The 25241-nt window shown below is 62.0% G+C and carries 24 protein-coding genes; 9 read left to right on the top strand and 15 right to left on the bottom strand.

Annotated elements, in window-relative coordinates:
• Positions 1-89 precede the first annotated feature (89 nt).
• The 6 genes from AC1D06_RS01350 to AC1D06_RS01325 all read right to left on the bottom strand — a co-directional run bounded on the left by AC1D06_RS01350 (position 90) and on the right by AC1D06_RS01325 (position 6072).
• Positions 90-1187: an ABC transporter substrate-binding protein gene (locus tag AC1D06_RS01350; RefSeq protein ID WP_477984418.1), complete on the bottom strand. Its 1098-nt coding sequence runs from the start codon at positions 1185-1187 to the stop codon at positions 90-92.
• Between the two features lie 33 nt (positions 1188-1220).
• Positions 1221-2270: an ABC transporter permease gene (locus AC1D06_RS01345; protein ID WP_477984416.1), complete on the bottom strand. Its 1050-nt coding sequence runs from the start codon at positions 2268-2270 to the stop codon at positions 1221-1223.
• 13 nt (positions 2271-2283) lie between these two features.
• On the bottom strand, positions 2284-3780 hold the full coding sequence (locus AC1D06_RS01340) for a sugar ABC transporter ATP-binding protein (RefSeq protein ID WP_477984414.1): 1497 nt from the start codon (positions 3778-3780) through the stop codon (positions 2284-2286).
• Between the two features lie 101 nt (positions 3781-3881).
• Positions 3882-4781 (bottom strand): NAD(P)-dependent oxidoreductase, encoded by a 900-nt coding sequence (locus AC1D06_RS01335; RefSeq protein ID WP_477878378.1) that lies wholly within the window; start codon positions 4779-4781, stop codon positions 3882-3884.
• Between the two features lie 18 nt (positions 4782-4799).
• Entirely contained in the window at positions 4800-5306 is a 507-nt protein-coding gene (locus AC1D06_RS01330; RefSeq protein ID WP_477984412.1) for a gluconokinase, read from the bottom strand.
• A gap of 4 nt (positions 5307-5310) precedes the next feature.
• The gene (locus AC1D06_RS01325; protein WP_477878380.1) at positions 5311-6072 is read right to left on the bottom strand and encodes an SDR family oxidoreductase; all 762 of its coding nucleotides are present in this window, start codon (positions 6070-6072) and stop codon (positions 5311-5313) included.
• Between the two features lie 146 nt (positions 6073-6218).
• On the opposite strand from AC1D06_RS01325, the gene AC1D06_RS01320 reads away from it, so the two are divergent.
• Both AC1D06_RS01320 and AC1D06_RS01315 read left to right on the top strand, forming a co-directional pair.
• Positions 6219-7160 (top strand): 2-hydroxyacid dehydrogenase, encoded by a 942-nt coding sequence (locus tag AC1D06_RS01320; RefSeq protein WP_477984410.1) that lies wholly within the window; start codon positions 6219-6221, stop codon positions 7158-7160.
• Positions 7161-7168: 8 nt separating this feature from the next.
• Positions 7169-8200 carry an L-idonate 5-dehydrogenase gene (locus tag AC1D06_RS01315; protein WP_477984408.1) on the top strand — a complete coding sequence of 344 codons (1032 nt, stop codon included), beginning with the start codon at positions 7169-7171 and terminating at the stop codon, positions 8198-8200.
• Positions 8201-8202: 2 nt separating this feature from the next.
• Here the strand turns inward: AC1D06_RS01315 and AC1D06_RS01310 are convergent, their stop codons facing one another.
• Both AC1D06_RS01310 and AC1D06_RS01305 read right to left on the bottom strand, forming a co-directional pair.
• Positions 8203-8622 carry a GlcG/HbpS family heme-binding protein gene (locus AC1D06_RS01310; RefSeq protein ID WP_477878383.1) on the bottom strand — a complete coding sequence of 140 codons (420 nt, stop codon included), beginning with the start codon at positions 8620-8622 and terminating at the stop codon, positions 8203-8205.
• A 16-nt stretch (positions 8623-8638) separates the two neighbouring features.
• Complete coding sequence (locus AC1D06_RS01305; RefSeq protein ID WP_477984406.1) at positions 8639-9631, bottom strand: LacI family DNA-binding transcriptional regulator; 993 nt, start codon at positions 9629-9631, stop codon at positions 8639-8641.
• Between the two features lie 211 nt (positions 9632-9842).
• On the opposite strand from AC1D06_RS01305, the gene AC1D06_RS01300 reads away from it, so the two are divergent.
• Positions 9843-10763, top strand: a complete 921-nt coding sequence (locus tag AC1D06_RS01300; protein WP_477984404.1) for an SMP-30/gluconolactonase/LRE family protein — start codon at positions 9843-9845, stop codon at positions 10761-10763.
• Positions 10764-10794: 31 nt separating this feature from the next.
• Here the strand turns inward: AC1D06_RS01300 and AC1D06_RS01295 are convergent, their stop codons facing one another.
• Both AC1D06_RS01295 and AC1D06_RS01290 read right to left on the bottom strand, forming a co-directional pair.
• Positions 10795-11607 (bottom strand): phosphorylase family protein, encoded by an 813-nt coding sequence (locus AC1D06_RS01295; RefSeq protein WP_477984402.1) that lies wholly within the window; start codon positions 11605-11607, stop codon positions 10795-10797.
• 83 nt (positions 11608-11690) lie between these two features.
• Positions 11691-12725 carry a LacI family DNA-binding transcriptional regulator gene (locus AC1D06_RS01290; RefSeq protein WP_477984400.1) on the bottom strand — a complete coding sequence of 345 codons (1035 nt, stop codon included), beginning with the start codon at positions 12723-12725 and terminating at the stop codon, positions 11691-11693.
• 183 nt (positions 12726-12908) lie between these two features.
• Here AC1D06_RS01290 and AC1D06_RS01285 point away from each other — a divergent pair, with 183 nt between their 5' ends.
• From AC1D06_RS01285 to AC1D06_RS01265, 5 genes are all read left to right on the top strand, one after another.
• A complete protein-coding gene (locus AC1D06_RS01285; RefSeq protein ID WP_477984398.1) occupies positions 12909-14162 on the top strand; it encodes an extracellular solute-binding protein in 1254 nt (417 codons plus the stop codon).
• 59 nt (positions 14163-14221) lie between these two features.
• Positions 14222-15139 carry a carbohydrate ABC transporter permease gene (locus tag AC1D06_RS01280; protein WP_477878389.1) on the top strand — a complete coding sequence of 306 codons (918 nt, stop codon included), beginning with the start codon at positions 14222-14224 and terminating at the stop codon, positions 15137-15139.
• The gene (locus AC1D06_RS01275) at positions 15136-15987 is read left to right on the top strand and encodes a carbohydrate ABC transporter permease (RefSeq protein ID WP_477984694.1); all 852 of its coding nucleotides are present in this window, start codon (positions 15136-15138) and stop codon (positions 15985-15987) included. The genes AC1D06_RS01280 and AC1D06_RS01275 overlap by 4 nt, the downstream gene beginning before the upstream one ends.
• Before the next feature lie 3 nt (positions 15988-15990).
• Positions 15991-16989, top strand: coding sequence for an ABC transporter ATP-binding protein (locus tag AC1D06_RS01270; RefSeq protein WP_477984396.1), 999 nt, complete (start codon positions 15991-15993; stop codon positions 16987-16989).
• A 97-nt stretch (positions 16990-17086) separates the two neighbouring features.
• Complete coding sequence (locus tag AC1D06_RS01265; protein WP_477984394.1) at positions 17087-19456, top strand: glycoside hydrolase family 3 N-terminal domain-containing protein; 2370 nt, start codon at positions 17087-17089, stop codon at positions 19454-19456.
• A gap of 86 nt (positions 19457-19542) precedes the next feature.
• Here AC1D06_RS01265 and otnC read toward each other — a convergent pair whose 3' ends face one another.
• From otnC to ltnD, 4 genes are read right to left on the bottom strand one after another with little or no spacing between them, the layout of a single operon-like run.
• Positions 19543-20181, bottom strand: coding sequence for a 3-oxo-tetronate 4-phosphate decarboxylase (otnC, locus tag AC1D06_RS01260; RefSeq protein WP_477984392.1), 639 nt, complete (start codon positions 20179-20181; stop codon positions 19543-19545).
• Positions 20178-21440, bottom strand: coding sequence for a 3-oxo-tetronate kinase (otnK, locus tag AC1D06_RS01255; protein WP_477984390.1), 1263 nt, complete (start codon positions 21438-21440; stop codon positions 20178-20180). Before otnK ends, otnC begins: the two co-directional genes overlap by 4 nt.
• 2 nt (positions 21441-21442) lie before the next feature.
• On the bottom strand, positions 21443-22219 hold the full coding sequence (gene otnI / locus AC1D06_RS01250; RefSeq protein WP_477878394.1) for a 2-oxo-tetronate isomerase: 777 nt from the start codon (positions 22217-22219) through the stop codon (positions 21443-21445).
• A 3-nt stretch (positions 22220-22222) separates the two neighbouring features.
• Entirely contained in the window at positions 22223-23152 is a 930-nt protein-coding gene (gene ltnD / locus AC1D06_RS01245) for an L-threonate dehydrogenase (protein ID WP_477984388.1), read from the bottom strand.
• 278 nt (positions 23153-23430) lie between these two features.
• Between ltnD and AC1D06_RS01240 the strand changes: the two genes are divergently transcribed.
• Positions 23431-24426, top strand: a complete 996-nt coding sequence (locus AC1D06_RS01240) for a LacI family DNA-binding transcriptional regulator (protein WP_477984692.1) — start codon at positions 23431-23433, stop codon at positions 24424-24426.
• A 41-nt stretch (positions 24427-24467) separates the two neighbouring features.
• On the opposite strand, the gene AC1D06_RS01235 is transcribed toward AC1D06_RS01240, so the two are convergent.
• On the bottom strand, positions 24468-25172 hold the full coding sequence (locus AC1D06_RS01235; protein ID WP_477984690.1) for a Crp/Fnr family transcriptional regulator: 705 nt from the start codon (positions 25170-25172) through the stop codon (positions 24468-24470).
• Between the last annotated feature and the right edge of the window lie 69 nt (positions 25173-25241).

Below are 25241 nucleotides of genomic sequence, written 5' to 3'. Positions count from 1 at the left end.
GCAATCCGTAAACGGCAGCCGTCGGGAAGCGGATGAAGAAGAAAGGGCGGGAAGGTGATGAGGAGAGCTCCCCGCCCTGGGAGGAAAGCTTACACGCCCCAGATTTTCTTGTATTCGTCACGATAGCCGTTGTCGGGATCGAATGTATTCTTCGGTCCGCCATCGAACTCGACATTGTCAGACGTGACGACATGCAGTGGCGAGACATAGCCCGACCACTTCTCGCCCGCGATCGCGCGGTTGAGCTCATCCACCAGCTGCCAGCCCTGCAGGTTCAGGGGCTCGGCCACGGTGACTTTCTGATACTGCTTGGCGCGGATGCGCTGATAGGCGCTCTCCGACCCGTCGCCGGCGGCGATGTTGATCGGCGCGCCGTCGCCGGCAATGCCGGCTGCGGACAGCGACGGTCCCATGAAGTCGAAATAGAGGTCGTTGATCGCCAGCGAATGCGTCCACTTGGCGCCGTATTTCTGCAAAAGCGTCGTGGTCAGCTGCGGCATGCGCTGCGAGGTCTCGGCGATAGGCGTGTCGACATATTCGAGCACGGTGCCACCGAGCTTCTCGATCTCCTGCTTCATCCGGTCGGCCTTGGCGATGGCGATCGCATAGGTCGAGTCGGTGAAGATGATCACGCCGGGCTTGCCGCCGGCATCGACATAGGCATAGTCGGCCGCGGATTTCGACACTTCCATCGCATCGGTCGTGACATTGGCGAACACGCCCACGTCCGGAACCGGGCCGACGGCCGAAGCGGCATGCCAGGAGACCATCGGTATCTTGGCAGCCTTGGCGTCGTCCATCGACGGCTTCTGCTCGACCGCGTCGAAGCCGTTGATGATGATGCCATCGGGCTTGAGCGCCATGGCCTGGCCGAAGGCAGCGGTGCGGCCATCGATCGAGCCGGCGCCATCGAGCACGGTAACTTCCCAGCCAAGGTTTTTCGCCGCTTCCTGGATGCCGTTGACGACGCCGAGAATGCCGCCGTTCTTCATGTCGGCGGCCAGTACGACGACGTTCTTGCCCTTCTGGCCCTTCGGGCCGGATGTCGGGCCGTCCCACTTGTCGACCTTGCTGGCATATTTGTCGACCACGGCCTTGGCATCTGCCATGGCGTCGGCGAGAGCCGGGGTGGCTGCAATCAGAGCCAGCGTCGCGACACCAGCTTTTAGGAATGTTCTACGATTCATGTTTTCCTCCTCCTTGGTTTTGAATAGTGGGGCTCAGGCGTCCTTCTTGGTTTCCGCCGGCCGCCTGATGACCACGCCCTTCTTGCGCTGCGCATAGCCGGCAATGCCGATCGCTACGAGCAGGGTTACGCCGTTGAACAGCGGCTCGACGAAGAATGAGCCGCCAACTTGCTGGATGCCGGAAATGCCGACCGCCAGGATGATCACGCCGACCAAGGTGCCCCAGACATTGACGCGGCCGGGCTTGATCGTCGTCGACCCCAGGAAGGCGCCCACCAGTGCCGGCAGCAGGTATTCGAGGCCGACGCTCGCCTGTCCGATCCGGAGCTTCGAGGCAAGCAGCACGCCCGTCAGCGCCGACAGGAAACCCGAGGCGATAAAGGCGCCGATGACGAATTTGCGCACGGGAATGCCGTTCAGCGCCGCTGCCTTGGGATTGGCGCCGATGGCATAGACGTAGCGGCCGATCGGCAGATATTCGAGCGCCACATACATGATCGCGGCAATGACGATGACATAGAAGCCGGTGATCGGCAGGCCGAAGACCATGGTGCCGTTCAGCGCATAGAAGCCATTAGGCAACATGCCCACCACCTGCCGGCCACCGGTATGCCAGAGCGCCAGCGCATAGAGCACCGTGCCGGTGCCGAGCGTGGCGATGAAGGAATCGATCTTCGCCACTTCGACCAGCAATCCGTTGAGGAAGCCACAGGCAATGCCGAGCGCGAGCACGACGAGAACGGCGATCGGCCATGGGAAGCCGTACATGGTCTGCAGCGAAATCGCCAGGATGTGCCAAAGCACGATACCGTAGCCGATCGTCAGGTCGATGCGGCCGGCCGCCATCGGGATCATTGCCGCGAGCGACAGTAGCGCGATGATCGCCTTGTTGGAGATGATCGAGCGCAGGTTGAGCAGCGTCGGGAATGTATCGGGCAGCAGGATCGAGAAGATGATGATCAGCGCCAGCGTCAGCAGCACGAGGCCATAGACTGGTAGAAGACGCATGATCTTCTGGCCGAAGGTCAGGCCCTGCATGTCGCTGCGGGTCGGCTCGAGCGCGGTCGATTGGATGGATTGCATGCGAAAACTCCTCTCAAGCCGCTTCGGATGCCGACGCCGCGGCGATCACGGATTGGACGGTCAGTTCCGGACCGCTCAATTCCCGAACGATAGCGCCACGCGAAAACACCAGCGCGCGATGGCAGATATGGGCGATCTCCTCGAAATCCGTGGAGACGACGATGACGGCGAGCCCGGCTTCGAGCGCCCGGGCGATTAGCCGGTAGATATCGGCCTTGGCGCCGACATCGACGCCGGCTGTGGGATCCTCGGCGATCAGCAGCTTGCGGCCGGTGGCCAGCCAGCGGCCGACGATCACCTTCTGCTGGTTGCCGCCCGAAAGCGCTTCGATCGCCATGTCCGGATCGTTAGGCCTGAGGCCGACGCTTGCGCCGATGGCGCGCGCTTTGTCCGCCTCGCGGCGCGGCGACAGGAATGAAAACAGGCTGCGCCCGGATGCGCCGGGATTGATGAAGGTGTTCTCGCGGATCGAAAGTGGCATAGCCGCTGATTCCTCGGTGCGGTCGCGGGCGATGAGGCCGACGCCGGAACGCATGGCAGCGCTGGGCGAGGAGAGGTCCGGAATAGCCCCCTCGACCGTGACGGCGCCGGAGAAATCCTCGCTGCCGAACAAGGCGCGCCCGATCAGTTCATGGCCGGCGCCGCGCAGGCCGACAAGACCGAGCAACTCGCCGCGGCGGACGTCGAACGAGATCGGCGCCGTGCCCTGGCATTGCAGCGCCTCAACTTTGACCACCGGTTCGCCCGCCGTGGTGCCGGCGCGGAAGAACAGTTCGGCAGCCGAACGACCGACAATCATCTCGATCAACTCCGATGGATTGGTGTCACGCACCGGCTTCTGGCCGACTAGCTTGCCGTCGCGCAGCACCGCGACCCGGTCGGCGATACGGAAAATCTCGTCGAGACGATGGGAGACGTAGATCATGCCGACGCCACGCTGCTTGAGCGGCCGGATCGCGTCGAAAAGCCGGTCGACCTCATCGGCCGGAAGGCTGGCCGTGGGCTCGTCGAGCACCAATATATCGGCCTCGACGGCGAGTGCGCGGGCAATGGCAACCAGTGACTTCTCCGTCCGGGTCAGTTGCGAGACGCGTGTCGAGGGATCGAAGTCGCAGCCGACCATTTTCAACGCCTCGTGCGCCCTCTCCTCGGTCGCGCGCCAATCGATGATGCCGGCGCGCATCGAATAGCCCTGCGCGAGGCCGACATTCTCGCCGACCGTCATCCATTCGATCAGGCCAAGGTCCTGGTGGATGAAGGCAACGGGCTGGCGCTCATTCGGCTTCGGCGGCCGATGGTTATAAGCAGCACCCTTGAACAGGATCTCGCCGCCATCCGGCTTGTAGATGCCGGCCAGCGTCTTGATCAGCGTCGACTTGCCAGCGCCGTTCTCGCCGAGCAGCGCCAGGATCTCGCCCTTGCCAAGTTCGAGCGACACGGAAGACAGCGCCCGCGTCCCGCCGAAGGTCTTGGTGATGGAACGGAATTCCAGCAGTCTTTCCACGCTCACTTCACTCCTCCAGAGCGACGTTGATAAGTCATGTTAGCGATAACACAGAATGCAAGTCAAGAGTAAAAACATGAAGCCCGAAATCTTCGGACTTCGGATCGTCAGCTTGAGGCTGAGGGCATGCCGTCCAGCAGGCGCATCGCCTCGGCGGAATCCCTGGCGCCCAGGCCTGCGGCGCAAAGCAGTCGGTTGATCTCGACCACCTGCGCCGTCATCGGCATCGGCGTCTTGGTCTTCATCGCGAAAGCCTGCAGCGAATCGAGATCCTTCAACATGTTGTCGATGCGGCCGGTTGGCGCATAGTCGCGGGCGGCGAATTTGACCATGAATTCCTGCATGATGCGATTGTCCGCCCGGCCGCCGGCCAGTGCCGCCGGAATGCGGCTCGCATCGACACCCCCGGCTTCGGCGAGCTTGACCGCCTCGGCAACCGCCTGGAACAGCACGCCGCAGAACAGCTGATTGATCAGCTTGACCGTCTGGCCGGCGCCGGACGGTCCCATCAGCGTGTAATTGGCGGCAAGATGCCGCATGACTTCTCGCGCCCGCTCGAAGTGCTCAGGCTTGCCGCCGGCCATGATGGTCAACCGCCCGGCAAGCGCGCCGGGCACGCCACCCGACAGCGGGCAATCGACCCAAACCATGCCGGTTTCGCGCTCCAGCCTGCCGGCCATATCGGCCGTGTCGGCCGGGTCGATCGACGACATGTCGATCAGCAGTTTGTCGGCGGAGGCAGCCGCGGCAACGCCTTCCGCACCGAACACGGCGGCGCGGACGATGTTGGCATGATTGAGGCTGAGGATGCAGAAAGACGATGCCGCCACCGCATCCTTCGCCGTCGCCGACGCGATCGCGCCCTTGGCCTCGAGGGCGGCAACCTTCTGGCGGTCGAGATCGAAGACATGGACGCGATGACCGGTTTCGAGCAGGCGGGTGCAGATGGCACTGCCCATGATGCCGGCGCCGATAACCGCGACCGAAGCCAGATTTTCAGATGCCATAGTCTTCCTCCCCCGGCCTCAGCCGTATAAATTCCGGATCGCCTCCAGCGACTCCGTGATGATTTCCGGCACCGATCCGCTGATGTCAACGGCAACCACACCGCCCTCACCTGTCGGATCCTCAAGCGCGGCGAGCTGCGACTGCAGCAGCGATGCCGGCATGAAATGGCCTTTTCTGGCCGTCAAACGCTGGCCCAGCAGGTCCTCCGTGCCCTTCAGGTAGACGAATGTCAGCCGACCGGCGGCAAAACCGCGCAGCCGGTCGCGATAAATCCGCTTGAGCGCCGAACAGGATACGACCACGCCACGGCCCTCCCCGGCTGCGCCGCCGATCGCCCTGCCGATCAGGTCGAGCCAGGGAAACCGGTCCTCGTCGGTCAGCGGAATGCCGCGCGACATCTTCTCGACATTGGCCGGCGGATGCAGTGCATCGCCTTCGATGAAGCCCATTCCCAGGGCATCCGCTATCCCTTGGCCGACGGAAGTCTTGCCGCAGCCGGAAACGCCCATGATCACATAGGACATGGATTCAGAGACTAGTGGTAATGCCGCCATCGACATAGAGCATGTGTCCATTGACAAATGAAGACGCCTTGCTGGCGAGAAATACCGCAGCGCCGACGAGTTCCTCGACATCGCCCCAACGGCCGGCAGGCGTGCGCTTTTCCAGCCAGGCGGAGAATTCCGGATTGTCGACCAGCGCCTGGTTGAGCGGCGTGCGGAAATAGCCGGGACCGATGCCATTGATCTGCAAGCCATGCTTGGCCCAGTCGGTCGCCATGCCGCGCGTCAGGTTCTTCACCGCGCCCTTAGTGGCAGTATAGGGTGCGATCGACGGACGCGCCAACTCGCTCTGGACCGAGCCGATATTGATGATCTTGCCGCGGCCGCGCCGGATCATGTGCCGCGCCACGGCCTGGCCCGTATAGAAGACGCTGGAAATGTTGGTCCGTAGCAGTTCCTCCCATTTCTCGGCAGGAAAATCCTCGAGCGGCGTGCGGAACTGCATGCCGGCATTGTTGATCAGGATCTCGATCGGCCCGATCTCTGCCTCGACGCGGTCGATATGGGCAGCGACGCCAGGCGTGGTAACGTCGAAGGCGGCGCCAAAGACGTCATATCCCTTGGCTTTCAGCCCCTCCACCGCCTGCTCGACTTTTACCGGATCGCGGCCGTTGATGACGATCCGCGCGCCGTGTGCGGCAAGCCCCTCCGCCAGCGCAAGGCCGATGCCCTGGCTGGAACCGGTCACCAGCGCCAATGCGCCGGCAAGATCGAAAAGCGCCGACATGAATATCCCTCCGAGACCATCGACAGCAGGTGCGCAGCGATTGCTGCACCTCCTCTAAAGCTGTCCTGCCGCCTTGACAACAGGATCAGAAAATATATGTTATCGATAACATATGCAAGCCCTGAATATGGAAATCGAGAGCAGCCGTGGCGAAGCCGGAAATACTGATGACGGGTCCTTATCCGCAATGGGACATGGAGGAACTGGAAAAGACGTACGCGGTGCACAAGCTCTGGCAGGCCGAAGACCGTGACGCCTTTGTCGCGGAGCGGGCGCAGGCAATTCGCGCCATCGCCACCCGCGGCGAGCTCGGCGCCTCATCCGAGCTGATGCAGAAACTGCCCCGCCTGGAGATCGTCTCCTGCTATGGCGTCGGCACCGATGCCATCGACCTCGCCTATGCCAGAGCGCAGAACATCCGGATCACCAATACGCCTGATGTGCTGACCGGCGATGTCGCCGATATCGGCATCGGTCTTGCGCTGGCGCTCGCACGGCAGATCCCGCAGGCGGATGCCTATGTCCGTTCCGGCAACTGGCGACAGGCGAATATGGGACTGGTCACACGCTTCTTCGGCAAGAAGATCGGCATTGCCGGCATGGGCCGGATCGGCCAGGCCGTTGCCCGGCGCGCGGCCGGTTTCGATTGCGATATCCGTTACTTCGCCAGAACGGAGAAGGCCGACGTCACCTGGACTTTTGAGCCTGATCTCATCGAACTGGCGCGCTGGGCCGACTTCCTGATCGTCACGCTTGCCGGCGGATCGGCCACGCTGGGCCTCGTCGACGGCAATGTGCTAGCAGCACTCGGACCGGACGGCTATCTGATCAATATTTCCCGCGGCACGACGATGGACGAAACAGCCCTGCTCGACGCCCTGGAACGGAAAGCGATCCGTGGCGCAGGCCTCGATGTCTTCCGCAACGAACCAAACATCGATCCCCGTTTCCTCGCCCTCGACAACGTCATCCTGCAGCCGCATCATGGCTCCGGAACCGTGGAAACGCGCAAGGCCATGGGCCAACTGGTCCGGGACAATCTTTCAGCACATTTTGCCGGCCTGCCGCTGATCACGCCGGTCGTTTGAGGGTCATCATGAAAGCCATCGTCATTCACGCCGCCAAGGATCTACGCATTGAGGACCGACCGGAGGACGCTGCTGGTCCCGGCCAGGTGGAGATCGCCCTTGAAGCCGGCGGCATCTGCGGTTCCGACCTGCATTACTATAACCACGGCGGCTTCGGCGCCGTGCGCGTCAAGGAGCCGATGATTCTCGGGCATGAGGTCGCAGGAAAGATCACGTCGCTTGGCGCCGGCGTCTCCGGGCTCGCGGTCGGCGATCGGGTGGCCATTTCTCCAAGCCGGCCCTGCAATCATTGCCGCTATTGCCTGAAGGGGCAGCAGAACCAGTGCCTCAACATGCGGTTCTACGGTTCGGCCATGCCGTTCCCGCATATCCAGGGCGCCTTCCGCCAGTCGCTGGTCGCCGAAAGCTGGCAGTGCCACAAGATCGCCGAAGGCGTCTCCATCCACGAGGCCGCGATGGCCGAACCCTTCGCCGTCACGCTGCATGCTGTCAACCGTGCCGGCGGCCTGCTCGGCAAGCGCGTGCTGGTGACCGGCTGCGGCCCGATAGGGGCGCTGGCGATCATTTCCGCCCGTGCCCATGGCGCACGCGAAATCGTCGCCACGGATGTCATGGACGGTGTTCTTCAGCTCGCAAGCCGCATTGGCGCCGACCGGGTGATCAATGTCGCGGATCATCCCGAGCAATTGCAGGCTTATAATGCCGACAAGGGAACCTTCGACGTGATGTTCGAAGCCTCGGGCAATGAACGCGCCGTGCGATCGGGCCTCGAAGCGCTAGCGCCGCGCGGCGTCCTGGTGCAGCTCGGCCTGGGTGGCGATATCTCGATCCCCCAGAACATGATCGTCGCCAAGGAGATCGAAATCCGCGGGACGTTCCGCTTCCACGAGGAATTCGGCCTGGCCGTCGATCTCATCAACCAGCGGCGCGTGGATCTTTCCCCGCTGCTGACCGGCGTCTACGACCTCAAGGACGCGGTCGAAGCCTTCGAGACCGCCGGTGACCGCAGCCGCTCGATGAAGGTGCAGATCGCTTTTTAAATTCAGACCTCGTCGGCGCCCACGGCCGCGAGCGCGGCACGGGCGACGACGAGGTCCTGCTCGCCCGTACCGGACCCCACTCCGATACCACCTGCGAGTTGGCCCGAAAAGCGGATCGGCAGGCCGCCCGGCAAATTCGTCGCCGTGCCCTTGGTCACGACACCCAGAATGGCGCCAGCTTCGAACGGCAGATTGCCTGACGGCATGTTATGCGACGCGGCGAAACGCGCCTTGCCGGTGGCCGTGTCGATCGACAGATATTTGGCCCCGTCCATGCGGATGCTGGCGAGCAATACGCCGCTGGCATCGACGATGACGATGTTCTGCGGCGCGCCGATCTCCTCTGCCTTAGCGACAGCGGCGGCAACGGCCTTCAATGCTCCCTGATGCGATAGCGCGACAGTCTGGCGAAAATTGCTCATGGGTCTCCGGATGGTTTCAGGCGCTTTCCCTGAGGATCACACGGTAAGGGGTCAGCGTCAGCTCGTCCGCGTGCTTGCGCTCGCCCTGGACCGAGCGCAGGATGCGCTCCGCGGCAAGCCGCCCGATATCGTAGCAGCCGACATTGATCGTGGTGATCCGGGGATGGCATGAGGCGGAGATCTCGTAATCGCCGAAGCCGGCGACCGCAATGTCCTCCGGAACCCGCAATCCACGCCGGCGACATTCCATCAGCGCGCCAAAGGCCGAAAGATCGGAGACGCAGATCACCACCTCGGTGTCCGGCCAGCGCTCGAGCATCGACACGACGGCCTGGCCGCCCTGCTCTGTCGAAATCGGCGGAATGCCGAAGGAGATCACCCTGCCCTGGGGCAGCCCCAGATCCGACAAGGCGCGAAGAAAACCCTCCTTGCGCTGGTTGCCGCGCGTGTCGCGCTCCGTCGTGCCGCCGATATAGCCGAATTTGCGGTAGCCGCGCTCTGTCGCCAGGGTGCGCACGAGCAGCGCCATGGCTTCGGAATTGGAAAAGCCGACCACATGGTCGATGGGATCCGTCGGCAGTTCCCACGTCTCGACGACGGGAATTCCCGCCTTCTGCAACATCCGGCGGGCGCGGTCCGAATGCGTGCCGCCGGTGAGGATCATGCCCTCGGGCCGGCGCCGCAACATGGACTCGACGAGCTTTTCCTCTTTCTCGCTCGAATAATCGGTATAGCCGAGCAGCAATTCCAGGCCGCTTTTCGCCAGCGCATCGGTCATGCCGCGCGCGGTGTCGGAAAAGTTGGAATTGTTGATCGAGGGAATGATTGCGGCAATGAAGCCGGTTCGGCCCGATGCCAGGCTGCCCGCGGACTGGTCGAGTACATAGCCGAGCGCATTGACGGCCGCCTCGATCTTCTCCCGCGTCTCCTTGGAAACCCGGGGGTCCTGCTTGAGCGCGCGCGACACCGTCATCGCCGACACGCCCGCATGGCGGGCGACATCCGCCATGGTTGCCTGGCTGGCTGCGTGTTCCCGTCTCTGCCGAGTTTCGTTACGCGGGCGTGTCGTCAATCCGATTGATCTCTCGCGGGCTGTCGTCATAAGAAAGAGATGCTATGGATCGTCCCGCATCTCGGCCACCACCCGCCGCAAAACACTTGATCTATGGCAGGATGCTGTTATCGATAACATAGATTTTCTTCCAATGCGAGGCAAGCAAATGTTTGGGGAGATTGAGGGCACCGGATTCGAAGTGCTGGACGAGCGTTTCGAGGCCTGCTTCGTCGGGCATGCCCGGGTCGAGCGGCTGTGGACGGGCGCCCGCTGGCTCGAGGGACCGGCCTGGCTTGCCGCGGGCCGCTATCTCGTATTTTCCGACATTCCCAACAATCGGATGCTGCGCTACGACGACACATCCGGCCACGTCTCCACCTTTCGCCAGCCATCGAACAATTCCAACGGCAATACGGTCGACGGGGTGGGACGGCTGGTGAGCTGCGAGCACCTGGCGCGCCGCGTCACCCGCACCGGCTTCGACGGCCGCATCGAAGTCATCGCCGACCGCTACCAGGGCAAGCGGCTGAACTCGCCCAACGACGTCGTGGTCAAGTCGGACGGCACGATCTGGTTCACCGACCCCTCCTACGGCATCATGCACGACTATGAAGGCGACTATGGCGAGGAAGAGATCGGCGCCTGCCACGTCTATCGCGTCGATCCGAATGGCAGCGTCACGGCGGTCGCAACGGATTTCGTCAAGCCGAACGGCCTGGCTTTCTCGCCGAAGGAAGATTTCCTCTACGTCGCCGATACCGGCGCCTCGCACATGAAGGGCGGTCCGAAACATATCCGCAAACTGCCCGTCAATGCCGACAGCTCGCTGCAATCCGGCAGCGTCTTCGCCGACTGCACCGCCGGTATGTTCGACGGTTTCCGCGTCGACACGAAAGGCCGGCTCTGGACGAGCGCCGCAGACGGCGTGCATTGCTACGACCCGGACGGAACGCTGATCGGCAAGATCCACATCCCCGAATTCGTCTCCAACCTGACCTTCGGCGGCGAGCGCCGCAACCGGCTGTTCATCACCGGCACGACGTCACTTTATGCCGTCTACGTCACGGCAACAGGGATCGGCATCTGAGGGCGCAGGCCCCGGCGCCTCACCAAAACTCTCAATATCCAAGCGCTGGTGCCAACTGCTCGATGTACCACGCGACGATGTCGCCCGTTCGTTCCAGCGGATTGAGCCCGGTATTGCCCTTGGCAAGCATCGCTGACAGCGTGCTTTCCGAACCCGCATCCGGGCCGGAGGCGACGACATCCGAAATGACGCCGCACTGGATGGTGCGAATCATCTGCCCTTCGGCATTGTTGCGTGACACGGCATAGAGATGAGCGGTATCGAGATTGACGATATCGCAGCCCTCGGCGCGGAAGCGCTCCAGCATCGCATCATCCTCGCGATAGATGGCGTCCCCCGTCGCCGCACGCACCGGGATAATCCGGCCGCTTTCCTGCGGCCATAAGCCCAACGCCAGATCCCGCAAGCTATGATCGGCAGCGACCACGCTCTCGTCGGCGTAGTGCCGCGTCGTGCCATCCGCCGCAAACGCATCCGCCACTAGGTAAAAGTCCCCCATGGCCAATCCCTTCGTCCCCAGTCCTCCCGCCAGCCCATAGGCCAGGATCACCTCGATGCCATAGTAAGCGAGCTCTTCCACTGTCGCAGAAGACACCGGCCCGCCATAGACATGCGCCAGCGACAGGACCCGCCGGTCACCATGGGTCAGCAGCCGAACGCTATCCGGCGACACATGGATGAAGTGCTGGTCGTCGACACGTTGGGGCGCATAGCGGTCGAGTGCAGTGGGTGGCGGGCAATAGCCGACCAGGGCGATTTTGACGTCGCCGCCGAAGGTCTCTCGCGGGAAGCGCAGGCCGACAAGGCTTTGCGGGGTGAGATGGGGGTGTTTGGCGTTTGGCATGAAGAACCCATGAAAGTGGTGATCTATGAGACCGGCTGCATTTGCGATGCCTGATGGAATGCATGTTTGCAAGGTTCCAAGGGTCAGAACGCATGCGTGGCACTCGCATCGTCGTGGACTCGCGTGGATTGCCGGATCACCAATTCGGTCGGTAGCGTGATCACCTGCGACGCCGGGTCGATGCCGGCGATCATGGCGACGATGGTGTTGACCGCGGCCCTCGCCATTTGCGAGGTCGGCTGCTTGACGGTGGTCAGCGGCGGGTAGACCTGATGGGCAATGGCAATGTCGTCGAAACCGACCAGCGATATGTCCGCAGGAACGTCCAGCCCTTCGTCCCGGATCGCGGAGAGGGCGCCGACGGCGCTCATGTCGTTTGCGGCGAAAATCGCGGTCGGTGGGACGTCAAGCTTCAACAATTGCTTTGCCGCGTTGAAGCCGCCTTGCTGCATGAAATTGCCGTTGACGATCAATTCAGGATTGGCATCCAGGCCGAACTGCGCCTGCATGTCCCTGAAAGCGCGCTCCCGGTCGCGGGCGGACGCTAGCCGATTGTTGCCGGCAATAAAGCCGATGCGCCGATGGCCGAGCTCGGCAAGGTGTTGAACCGCAAGCCGCGCACCTTGGTAATTGTCCGCCACGACCTCGGGAAAATTTTTGCGCGAGCCTTCGTCGATCGTGACGATCGGCAAGTCGGCGCTCGACAGCGATGCAAGATAGTCCGACTGAAACGGCAGGATAACGATAATCCCGTCGACGAACTGACGCAGGAGATTGACGATGGTCTCGGGCGGCTGGCTGTCGGTGTCGGACAATGAATAGACCAGCATTTCATATTTCGAAGAGCGCAGCGCGCTGCCGATGCCGAGCACAAGATCGCTGGTATAGAGCGTGTGGAGTTGCGCGATCACGCCGATCACATGCGACTTCCCGCCGGAAAGGCGTTGCGCGAAGCGGTTCGCCACATAGCCCATATCCTCGGCGATGCGCATGATCTCGGCCCGCTTCTCCTCCGAGACACCCGGCTGGCCGTTCAGCGCCCGCGACGCCGTCATCACGGATACGCCAGCGATCTTGGCGATTTCCGACAGAGTAGAGCTTTTTCTGTTGTTCGCCACTCGGATGCTTGCCCAGCGCAATGGGTTGGAATTTCGGCTTTCAAACTGGCCTTTGCGACCGCTCACGTCAAGTGTCGACGTTACGCTTGACTCCCCATAACGTTAACGATAACGTTATGGATATCGTGACCTGTCAGTCACGGTTCTGCGGCGATCGCGTCGCTTCTCTGAGGGAGGTTGAAGATGAAATTGATGACCCGTGCGCTCTGCGCGCTGGCGATGACTGCCCATGGCGCCATGGCCGGGACGGTCGAAATCGACATGGTGCACGTTCAGTCCAATCCCGGTGAACTGAAGCTCATGGACGAGATGGCGGCGGCCTATGAGGCGTCGCATCCCGACGTGAAGATCAATATCCGCAAGTTCGGCCAGGACTATAAGACCATGCTGTCGACGGCGCTGCAGTCGAAGGACGCGCCAGCTGTGATTTACAGCTGGGGCGGCGGCGTTCTGACCGACCAGGTCAATGCGGGCCTCTTGCGCCAGATCGACGGTGTGGTTTCCGACGACGGCAAGAGCGCCGTGGGACCGGCGGGCGTCGACGCGTTCAGCCGCGACGGCAAGCTTTACGGCATTGCCCAGAACGTCTCCGAAGTGGTGTTCTGGTACAACAAGGAACTGTTCGCCAAGGCAGGCGTCGACGTCACGTCGATGAAGACCTGGGACGGCTTTCTGGCCGGCGTCAAGACGTTGAAAGCGGCCGGGATTACGCCGATTTCGCTCGGCGCAAAAGACAAGTGGACCGCGGCCTTCTATTGGGACTATCTCGCACTTCGCCTGGCGGGTAAGCAGGGGCTCGATGTCGCACGCGCAGGTGCGAGCGATGGCTTCCTCGCTCCGGCTTTCGTCAAAGCCGGCGACGAATTCCTCAAGCTGGCGGCACTTGAGCCTTTCCAGAAGGGTTTCGAAGCGGCGGGCTATGCCTCCTCGTCCGGCGTGTTCGGCGACGGAAACGCGGCGATGATCCTCATGGGTGACTGGAACTACCAGGAAGCGAAAACCAATTCGACATCGGGCAAGGGCGTTCCGGATGACAAGCTGGGCTTCTTCGCCTTCCCATCCTTGCCGGACCAGAAGGGCAATTCCACCGACACGCTCGGCGGCATCAATGGCTGGGTGTTCTCGAAGAACGCCCCCGAAGAGGCGGTGAAGTTCATGGCCTGGTACCAGGACGCCGCCAATCTCGAAAAATTCGCCAAGGGTGGCTACTATATCCCGATCAATGTGAAGGCGGCGGAAAGCCTGGAAAATCCGTTCCAGAGACAGATCGCCAAGGACATCGCCGCCTCGACCTATCACGCGATCTTCTTCGACCAGAGCCTTGGCCTCAACGCAGGCAATGCAGTCAACGACGTCTCATCCTCCCTGGCGTCGAAGGCGATGTCTGCCGTGGACGCTGCGGCCGATGTCGAAGATGCGATGGCGACCGACCGCTGATCGCCTGGGCAGCCGCATTCGGTGCGGCTGCCCTCCGCCTGACATACCGGACCCAAAACATGATCACCAGCACCATGCCGACGCCGGCCACGGCCAGGCGCGCAAGCTTTTCCACGAACCGCACAACCGTTGCGGCAATCGTCCTTCTGGCACCGGCCGTGCTGCTGTTCGGCGTATTCGTCGTCCTGCCGATCCTGCAGGCGCTCAGGTTTTCGTTTTACGACTGGAACGGATATGGCGCACCGACGAAGTTCATCGGCATCGACAACTACGTCAAAGTCCTCACCCATCGGCATTTCGCCACCGCGCTAAGGAACACCGTCATCATCGTGCTGGTGTCGCTCATCGTCCAGTTGCCGCTGGCCCTCTGGCTGGCGCTCGCGCTCTACCGCAGCACCTGGTTCACGGCGGTTTTCCGCACCGTGTTCTTCCTGCCCTACATGCTGGCAGAGATCGCCGCCGGGCTGATGTGGAACTTCATCTATGACGGAGATTACGGGCTGGCGCACGCGCTTGGCGCAGCACTTGGCGTCGAACCGAAATTCGTCCTCGCCGATCCGGCCTGGGTCATGCCGGCGATCGCGCTCGTGCTTGTGTGGAAATATTTCGGCTTCCACATGATGATCTATATCGCCGCCCTGCAGGGCATTCCCAACGACATGATCGAAGCGGCGCGGCTCGATGGCGCCAAGCCCTGGCAGATCGTCCGTCACGTCAAGATCCCGATGATCCGGTCCGCGCTCGCCGTCACCGCCTTCTTCGCGATCACCGGTTCGCTGCAGCTTTTCGACCTGATCGTGCCCTTGACCAATGGCGGACCCAACAATGCCAGCCTGACCATCGTTGGCTTCCTCTATCAATTCGGGGTGACACGCATGCGCATCGGCTTCGGCAGCGCGGTCAGCATCGTGCTGTTCATCATCTGCGTCCTGGTGTCGATCATCTACCAGCGCGCCGCGCGGATGACGGAGAACTGACGATGACATCAGCGCAAATGGAAAAACGGCCCGCTGCCATCGGTATCGGACAAGGCATCGGCATCCTGCTCGTGGCTCTCTTCGTTCTCCTGCCGATCTATGTGACGCTGGTCGGAGGTTTCAAGACCATCGGCGAGCTTCGCACCAATCCCTTCGGCCTGCCGCAAAGCTGGAGCCTGGCCAACTTCGCCTCGATCATCGGTGGCGGCCAATTCCCCACAATGCTCGGCAATTCATTGTTCGTCTCCGCGACTACGGTGGCGCTGACGGCGCTCCTATCCTCGATGGCTGCCTTTGCCATGGTGCATATGCGGTTCTTCGGCCGGTCGCATCTCGCCGCCTTCTTCACGGTTGGGCTGCTGTTTCCGGTCGCCACCGCCATCCTCCCGGTCTTCCTGACGCTGCGTGATGCTGATCTCCTCAATTCGCTCTGGGGCGTGATCCTGCCGCAGGCCGCTTTCGGCCTGGCCTTCGCCATCCTGCTGTTCCGCAGTTTCTTTGCCGAATTGCCACGTGAACTGATCGAGGCGGCCCTGATGGACCGGTGCGGCTATCTCGGCATCTACTGGTTCATCGTCATGCCGCTGTCGCTACCGATCATCGCCACGGTTGGGGTGTTCACCTTCATCACCAGCTGGAACAGCTATCTCCTGCCGCTCGTGGCGCTGAGCAGCGAACAGCAATACACTTGGCCGCTGGGCATGCAGCAGTTCCAGGGCGCCTATTCGACCGATTGGCCCAAGCTGCTCGCGCTGCTGACCCTGACACTGGCGCCGGCGATCGGCTTCTTCCTCCTCGCACAACGTTACATCATTGCCGGCCTCACAGGCGGCGCAGTCAAGGGCTGAGAAATGTCCAGTGTTTCCCTGATCGACATCAACAAGCAGTTTGGCGGGCTGACGATTCTTCCGTCGCTGTCGCTCTCCATCCCCAAGGGCTCCTTCACCGTCATCGTCGGCCCGTCCGGCTGCGGCAAGTCGACCTTGCTCAGGATTGTGGCCGGCCTCGAAACGACGACCGGCGGCCGCATATGCATCGGCGAGCGCGATGTGACAGAGGTCGATGCCGCCGAACGCGGCATTGCCATGGTGTTCCAGTCCTATGCCCTCTACCCGCACATGACCGTGGCGCAGAATATCGGCTTTCCCTTGCGGATGTCACGCGTCCCGAAGCTCGAAGCCGACGGCAAGATCCGGCAAGCCGCCAGCATGCTGAAGCTGGATCACTTGCTCGACAGGAAGCCGAAGGCGCTTTCGGGAGGGCAGCGGCAGCGCGTCGCGATCGGCCGCGCCATCGTGCGAGAGCCGGATGTCTTCCTGTTCGACGAACCGCTTTCCAATCTCGACGCGGCGATGCGGACGCAGATGCGTGTCGATCTGGCCGAACTGCACCGCAAGCTCGGAGCCACGATGATCTATGTCACGCACGATCAGGTCGAAGCGATGACGATGGCGGACCAGATCGTGGTCATGAATGCGGGCCGTATCGAGCAGGTCGGCGCGCCGATGGAGCTCTACAACGAGCCCAGAACCGAGTTCGTCGCGGGGTTTCTCGGCGCGCCGAAAATGAACTTCCTCACCGGGCAATTCGCACAACCCTACGGCGCCGACACGCTCGGCATCCGACCGGAACATGTGGCCATTGAGGCCGCACCTGCAGTCTGGACGGGGCGTGTACGCCACCTCGAACGCCTGGGCGCCTCGACTGTCTATTATCTCGACCTGCGCGACGGCCAGTCTATGATCGTCACGACGTCGGGCGAAGAGATGCATGGGATCGGCGCCGAAATCGGATTGCGGCCGCGGGAAGACAGGCTGCATCGATTCAAGGCTGGCCTCCGCGAACAATGAGATAGCGCAGTTCGACCAAATCTCCGTATATACCGACATGCTTTGCGGGCTGAATCACCGCGACCAAAATGACATCGACAACCTGTCAGGAGAGAAAATGCTCCCCACCTACAAGAATCCGACAGCGCCGATCGAGTATCGTGTCGCCGACCTGATGCAACGGATGACGATCAAGGAGAAGATCGCCCAATTGCATGCCCTGTGGCTGATCTTGTCTGAAGATGGAAAGCATCAAGTGCGCGCCGACAAATTCACCGGCGCCGCCGACGGTGAAAAGCTTCGGGAACTGCTGAAGCATGGCCTTGGACAAATCACTCGCCCGCTGGGCAGCCGCCCCATCGAACCGCGTGAGGGCGTGAGAGCCCTGAATGAGTTGCAAAGATTCATGTGCGAGGAAACCCGCCTCGGCATCCCCGTCATGTCGCATGAGGAATGCCTTTCCGGCCTGATGGCGCGCGGCGGCACGCTCTTCCCCTCCGCGCTGGCTTTCGGCGCCACATGGAATCCCGAACTGATCGAGGAGGTCGGCCGGGCTATCGGTCTGGAAGCGCGCTCGGTCGGCTGCCACCAGGGGCTTGCGCCCGTGCTTGACGTGGCGCGCGATGCGCGCTGGGGCCGGACTGAGGAGACGTTCGGCGAAGACCCCTATCTGACGGGCATCATGGCCTCACGCTATGTGGCCGGCCTGCAGGGCGAGAAACGCGACCTTCTGGCGACGCTCAAGCATTTCGCAGGCCATTCCGCCTCCGAAGGCGGACGGAACCATGCCCCGGCCGCGCTCGGATGGCGCGATCTCAACGACACGTTCCTGTTGCCGTTCGAAATGGCGGTGAAGCTTGCCAATGCCGGCTCGGTCATGCCCGCCTATAACGACATCGATGGAGAACCCTGCCATGCGTCGCACCGCTTACTCACCGAAATCCTGCGCGATCAATGGGGCTTCGATGGCCTTGTTGTCGCTGACTATATCGGCATCAACCTGTTGCATCAGCATCATGGCGTCGCCTCGGATGCCATGGAGTCGGCGGCAATGGCCTTTAACGCCGGCCTCGATATCGAGCTTCCCGGAAACGACTGCGCCCAGCATCTTGAAACCGCGCTCGAACGCGGCCGGATATCCATCGATACGCTAAATGCGACTGTCGCCCGTGTCCTCACGGAGAAATTCAGGATCGGCCTGTTCGAAAAACCCTATGCTGACGAACAGACGATCCGGCTGCAAGCACCTGAATCGGTGGCGTTGGCGCGCAAGGTGGCGCAGGAATCCGTCGTCATTCTCGAAAACAACGGCATCCTGCCGATTTCAGGACAGCCGAAGATCGCAGTCATTGGCCCGACGGCCGACGATCCCCTGGCGCTGCTTGGCGATTATTCCTTCCCCGTCCACCTGATCGTCGCCGACCAGGTGGAAAGTACGCGCAATGTGATCACGCCGAGAGCGGCCTTCGAGGCGCGCTTCGGCGCCGAAAATGTCGTCTTCGCCAAAGGTTGCCATATCCTGGAGCAACGCGAATTCGGCAATCCCGCGTTCCCAGGGGACGTCCTGGACAGCACCAGCCTGGATGTCGAATCCAAGCTATCCCAGCGTCTCGACCTCATCGACGAAGCCGGGCAGGCGGCCAAGTCGGCCGATGTCGCCGTGGTCTGTGTCGGCGATCTCTCCGGTATTTTCCAGACCGGCACGGTGGGCGAAGGCTCTGACGTCGACAGCCTCGAACTTCCAGGCGTCCAGCAACGGCTTCTGGAAGCCGTGGTCGCGACGGGAACCCCCGTTATCCTGGTCATGTCGTCCGGCCGCCCTTACACGATCGGCGGGCTGGAGCCGAAACTCGCGGCCTTCGTCATGTCCTTCTTCGGCGGCCAGGAGGGCGGCAGCGGCCTTGTCGATGTGCTCACCGGAGAGGTGGAGCCGTCAGGCCGGCTGACGCTCTCGATTCCCCGCAGCGCCGGGGCCTCGCCTTATTACTACAATCACAAATTCAAGAGTTCGGGGACGCCGATCGCCAGGCATTTCGGCAGCCGATACCCGTTCGGCCACGGGTTGAGCTATACCGATTTTGCCTTCGAAGACCTCGTGGTCAAATCCGCCCAGGTGCCGATCGAGGGCGGCGTTGCAAGCCTCGCATTCACCATTCACAACATCGGAAATCGAGCTGGTTTCGCGGTGCCGCAGCTTTACATTCGCGACCAGGTGGCCTCTGTCGTCCGCCCCGTGAAGGAATTGAAAGGCTTCGGCAAGATGTGGCTCGACGCCGGTGAAAGCCGGCGCATGACACTCGATATCCCCTCCGACATGCTTTTCCTCACGGATATCCGTGGGGTGCGTGTCGTCGAACCGGGTCTGTTCGACGTGACCATTGGCGCGTCGAGCAATGACATCCGCCTGTCAGCAGTGATCGAGGCGGTCGGCACCACGCGAAAACTTCCGCAGAAATGGCGGATGACGAGTGAATTCTCCATTGCTTGACGGCGACCTGGCAGAGGGACCGAAAGCACAGCATGTCGCCCGAAAGCGGTGCCCGATGTTGGGTAACGACCGATCTGCAACGCGCTTCAGCACTTAGCAGGGAAGCGCCGTGCCAGTTCCGTCGTCTCGTCGCAACTCAACGGCCTGGTTTTCTCGCCACGCAACAGCAGGAACAGTTTGGCCGTCTCCTCGAGCTCTTCGATGGAATAGACCGCCTCGGAAAGATCGACACCGGCAACGACCGGACCATGATTGGCGAGAAGCACTGCGTGGCTCCCGACTGCTCGCTCTGCAACCGCCTGGGCCAGGGCTTCGTCGCCAGGGGGATAGTATGGGACGAGAGGCAGGCGGCCAACGCGCATGACATAGTAAGCCGTCAGCGGCGGAAGTACGTCATCATGGTCAAGGCCGCACAAACAGCTGACTGCGACGGAATGCGTCGAGTGCAGATGGACGACAGCGCCCGCGCGCTGCCGCCTCTCATACATGGCGCGATGGAGAAACGCTTCCTTGGTGGGCGCATCGCCCGAAATGTGCTGCCCCGCTCCATCCAGTTTGGCGATGCGTGCCGGATCGATGGTTCCCATCGACGATCCCGTCGGGGTCATCAGCCATCCGTCATCGATGCGGACACTGATATTGCCGGTCGATCCGGCGGTCAGGCCGCGATCGAACAGCGATTTTGCATAGCCGGCGATCTCATCGCGAATCTTTGTATCGCTCATGCGGGAATATCCAAGGCGCGTTCGAAGAAATCAGGGCCACCGAAATTGCCGCTTTTGAGCGCCACCTGCAACGGCCGATCGGAAAGCGTCGTCGTCCATGGCACTCCGGGTGCTATCTCAGCGCCGATGGACAGTCCCTGTATTTTGAGTGCCGAAATCACTGCGCCCGATGTCTCTCCGCCCGCGACAAGCAGGCGGCTGACGCCATTGGCCACCAGCCCCTCGGCGATAGCGGCCAGTGCGTGCTCCATCAAGGCGCCCGCCTGCTGAGTGCCGTATCTCGCCTGGTTTTCCTGCACCTCCGCGGGATCGGCGGACCCGTAAATCACGATCGGCTGCTCGGCCGGCTGGCTCTGCGCCCAGGCAAGGGTCTCTTCGACGACTGGACGCTGTGCAGCGACGGCGTCGAGATCAATCCTGCGGCTCGGCCAAAGCGCCCTCACCCTGGCGAGCTGCTGACGCGTCGCAGCGGAACAACTGCCCGCCAGAATGGCTGTTCTTGGCCGCAGCGTGGATGCGACAGCATCTTTCGCCGCTTCACGCGGTGAAAAACCGAAATTGGCCGGCAAGCCCATGGCCAGCGCCGAGCCGCCGGTGACGAGCTTGTGGCTGCGCACGACGCGTCCGATGGCACGGAGATGGTTGTCCTCGGTGGCGTCGGTAACGACATAGCGTTGTCCGGCCTGCGTGATCCCGGCAAAAGCGTCCGCGATCGCAGCGTCGCCAGCCGAAATCACGTCGTGAGGCACGAGGCCGACACCATGGGCCGACTGTTCGGCCATCAGCGCGACGAGGTCGGACCGACGCATCGGCGTCAGCGGATGGTCCTTCATCGGCGAATCCTGCAACAATTGGCGACCGACGAAAAGATGGCCGTTGAACACTGTCCGCCCGTTCTTGGGAAAGGCAGGACAGACCACCGCGATCCGCGCATCCAAGGCCTCGCTCAAGGCATCGGCGACAGGGCCGATATTGCCCTCAGCGGTCGAGTCGAATGTCGAGCAGTATTTGAAGAAAATCTGCTCGGCGCCGTGCGCCTTCAGCCAGGCAAGTGCATTGAGCGATTGCGCGACGGCGTCGGCGACCGGGCTGGTGCGGGATTTCAGCGCGACGACGACAGCGTCGGCATCGTGGCCATCGAAAGCCCGTGTCGGAACGCCAATCGACATGACGGTCCGCATGCCCTCGCGCACGAGAATGCTGGCAATATCGGTCGCACCGGTGAAGTCGTCTGCTATGACACCAAGAGCAATCGTCACGATCATCCCCGCCTGTAAGGTTTGAACCAGTCCAAGCCGTCCGTCGTTCGACCGCGAGGATTGTACTCGCAGCCGACATGGCCGGTGTAGCCGAGTCGATCGAGTTCGGAGAACAGGAAGGGATAGTTCAGTTCTTCGCCGTCCGGCTCCTGGCGCGACGGCACGCTGGCGATCTGCGCGTGGCCGGTGATCGGCATCAGCCTGCGCAGGCATGTCGTCACATCGCCATGAATGATCTGGCAATGATAGATATCGAACTGAAGTCTCACATTGGCGAGCCCGAACTCACCGATCATCCGCGCGGCAGCATGGAAATCATTGAGGAAATAGCCGGGCATGTTGCGCCCGTTGATGGGTTCCAACAGGAGATTGAGCCCTTTTTCGGCGAGCCGATTGGCGGCATGTTCCACCGCACGACGATAATCGAGCTCAGCCTGCGGGTCGTTGCGGTCGGCAAGGCCGGCCATCAGGTGGATGTTCTTCACGCCGGTGGCCTCGGCATAGACGAGCGCGCGGGTCACGCCTTCGGCGACATCATCGAAGCGGCCCGGCAGCGACGCCATCCCGCGCTCGCCGGCAGCCCAGTCACCCGGCGGCATGTTGAACAGCGCCTGCGTCAAGCCGTTGCGGGTGAGCCGTTCGCGGATATCCTCCGGCTTGAAGTCGTAAGGAAACAGATATTCGACAGCAGAAAACCCGGCCTCGGCTGCAGCGTCGAACCGATCGAGGAACGACCATTCGTTGAACATCATCGTCAGATTGGCGGCGAAGACTGGCATGGCTCACCTCGTCTTTTCCGGCAGCGCCGCGCCGGAAAGTTGCGCATAAAGACGGGCAAGCGAGGAATCGTCATCGTGTCCCATCCCCGCGCCGCTGGCGGCAAGATACATTTGCAGCGCTGCGGCGCTCACCGGCACCGGATAGCGTTCGGTCCGCGCCATGTCCTGGATGATGCCGAGATCCTTGACGAAAATATCGATGGCGCTGAGCGGCGTATAGTCACCAGCGAGCACGTGCGGGATGCGGTTCTCGAACATCCATGAATTGCCGGCCGAGGCGGTGATCACCTCATAGACCTTGTCGAGGTCGAGCCCAAGTTTCGCGGCAAGAGAGATGGCCTCGCAGGCAGCGGCGATATGAACGCCGGCGAGCAGTTGATTGATCATCTTGAAGGCGGCACCGGCACCGGCGGCATCGCCGAGTTCATAGACCTTGGCAGCCATGGCATCCAGCGCGGGACGCGCCACGTTGACGGCAGCCTTCGTTCCCGACGCCATGATCGTCAGTTCTCCGTTGGCGGCGCGCACGGCTCCTCCCGAAATGGGGGCGTCGAGATAGTGAACGCCCTTTGCCTCGATTTGCGAAGCAAGCTTTCGGGCCACGGCCGGGTCCATCGTTGCGGACGAAATAAACACGGAGCCAGCACGCATGACATCGGCAATGCCACCGGCGCCGAACAGGACGCCTTCCGTCTGCGCCGCGTTGACGACCACTGAGACCACGATATCAGCCTGCTTCGCGGCCTCGGCGATACCGGAAGCGGAGCGGCCACCCGCCTGGACGAAGCGGGAAACGGCATCTGTGGAAATATCCACGCCGATCACATCGAGACCGGCTTTCCTGAGCGAGAGGGCCATGCCCATGCCCATGGATCCAAGGCCGATCACCGCCGCCACCTGGGGTGCTGCCGCATTTTCTTGGGGAGTTGTCATAGGATGATCCCTGAATGGTGCTACGGCGCTCCAAGGGCTGGCGGGGATATTCCGTCTCTCGCAATGTTGGCAGCGCTGCCATTTTCATAACTTGTTTTGGCAGCGCTGCCAAGCGATTTTTGGCAGCGCTGCCATTGATTAACGGCACCATTCTTCTAGTATGCTCGGACAAGGCGGCCTCCCAGCATCCGTGCACTTGCCAAGCTACTGATTTACAAGGGGAAACGGCGACGCACCCGAGAACCAATTCGCGAAGGGGGCCAGGGCTGAGGATCGAAATGGACCTGAAAAATGCGCCAATCACATTGGCCGAGGTTGCGAACGCAGCTGGTGTGGGCGAAAGCACGGTGTCGCGCGTGCTGCGCAATCACGGGTCCTTTTCCGAGAAGACGCGCGCGCGCGTCATCGCCGCGGTCGACAAACTCGGCTATGTTCCCAACAAGATTGCAGGAGCCCTGGCATCGACGGGCACGCCCCTGGTTGCGATCATCGTACCCTCGCTCTCGAATATTGTTTTCGCCGATGTCCTGAGCGGCGTGACGCGGGCGCTTGAGATGCGGCAAAGGCAGGCCGTGTTCGCCGTCACGGAATATGATCCGGTGCGGGAAGAGGCCCTGGTCGCCGCCATGCTGGCGTGGCGGCCGGCAGCGGTGATGCTTGTCGGCCTGGAGCATACCGAGGGAACGCGGAAGATGCTTCGCGCCGCAGGCTGCCGGGTTCTGGAATTGCTCGATATCGACGGAGAACCGCTCGACATCGCGGTCGGATTCTCCCAACGATCGGCCGGCAAGGCCACCGCTGCCTATCTCATCGAAAAAGGCTACACCCGTATCACCTATATCGGGCATGACATGAAGCGCGATACCCGCAGCGCAAAACGCTTCCAGGGATTCGTTGAACAGCTCGATCAAGCCGGGCTTGCACTGAGAGACCGGGAAATCCGGGATGCTGCCTCCTCGGTCAGCGAAGGGAAGGAGGGATTGGCATGTGTCTTAAGCCGATCGCCCGACGTCGAGGCTGTCTATTTCTCCAATGACGATATGGCGCTTGGCGGCTATTTCCACTGCCTGTCCGCCGGCATTTCCATACCCGACCGGCTCGCGATCATCGGCTTCAACGCTCTCGACATCTGCCGCCATACCCCGCAGCCAATCGCCAGCATTCTCACGCGGCGTGTGGACATCGGACGGCTTGCCGCAGAGCTGCTTTTGGAGGATGCGCCGGCCCAGACAGTCGACGTCGGATTTTCGCTCGTCCCTGGCGCGACGGTTTGACAGGATTGCGATCGGGGATCGCGGGAATATGGAACAGGCGATCAGGTCTCGGTTGGCTCGGCCAGTTGAAGCAACCGAACCACGTTGCACTCGATCACATCCCCGTTCCGCCGGATTGCTCCAGCCTCCTCCAGGAGAATAATCGAACGATTGACCTTTGGTCGTGACGCTCCGAGAACGCTGGCAATGTCGGACTGGCTCAGGCCAAGATGCAGACTGGCCCGGCCGGGCAATTCGTCGCCGTGGATCTGATGCAAGGTTGCGATAAAAAAGCGGGCGACACGTGCGTCGAGATCATAGAGAGCGATGGTTTCCAATTGCCGCGTCGTCTCTCGCACGCGTTTGCACAGGAAGCGCATGACCGCCTCCACCGCGGCGCGGTGGCGCGCCATCAATGCCGTAAAGTCGCTCTTGGCAATGACGTAACCTTCTGCGGCAACCATTACCGTCACGTCAGCCGAGCGCGGTTCGTCGTCGAGCAGCGACATTTCACCGACGAGATTGCCGGCGTCGAAGTGCCGGAGGGAAAGCTCCCTGCCCTGAGGCGTGATCAGCGAAGCCTTGATCCGGCCGGCCGTCAGCAGGATCATGTAATTGCCTTCGTCGCCACGCTGGAACAACACCGTCCCAGGCTGCCACCGCCGACAACTGGCGAGCGCGGCCACTTCCTCGATCAGCTCGTTGGAGAACTCTTCGAAGATGGGAAATGATCGCCAGAATGCTGGGCTTCTATTGATTTCAGCCATTCCGTGAGCCTGCCCCCCCGCCAGCGCGCCTCGATAATATGAAACCGCAGCAATACCAGCTGTTTGCCG

The organism is Rhizobium sp. P2_G2 (genome assembly GCF_056403555.1).
This window is presented reverse-complemented; position numbering and strand designations above follow the sequence as displayed.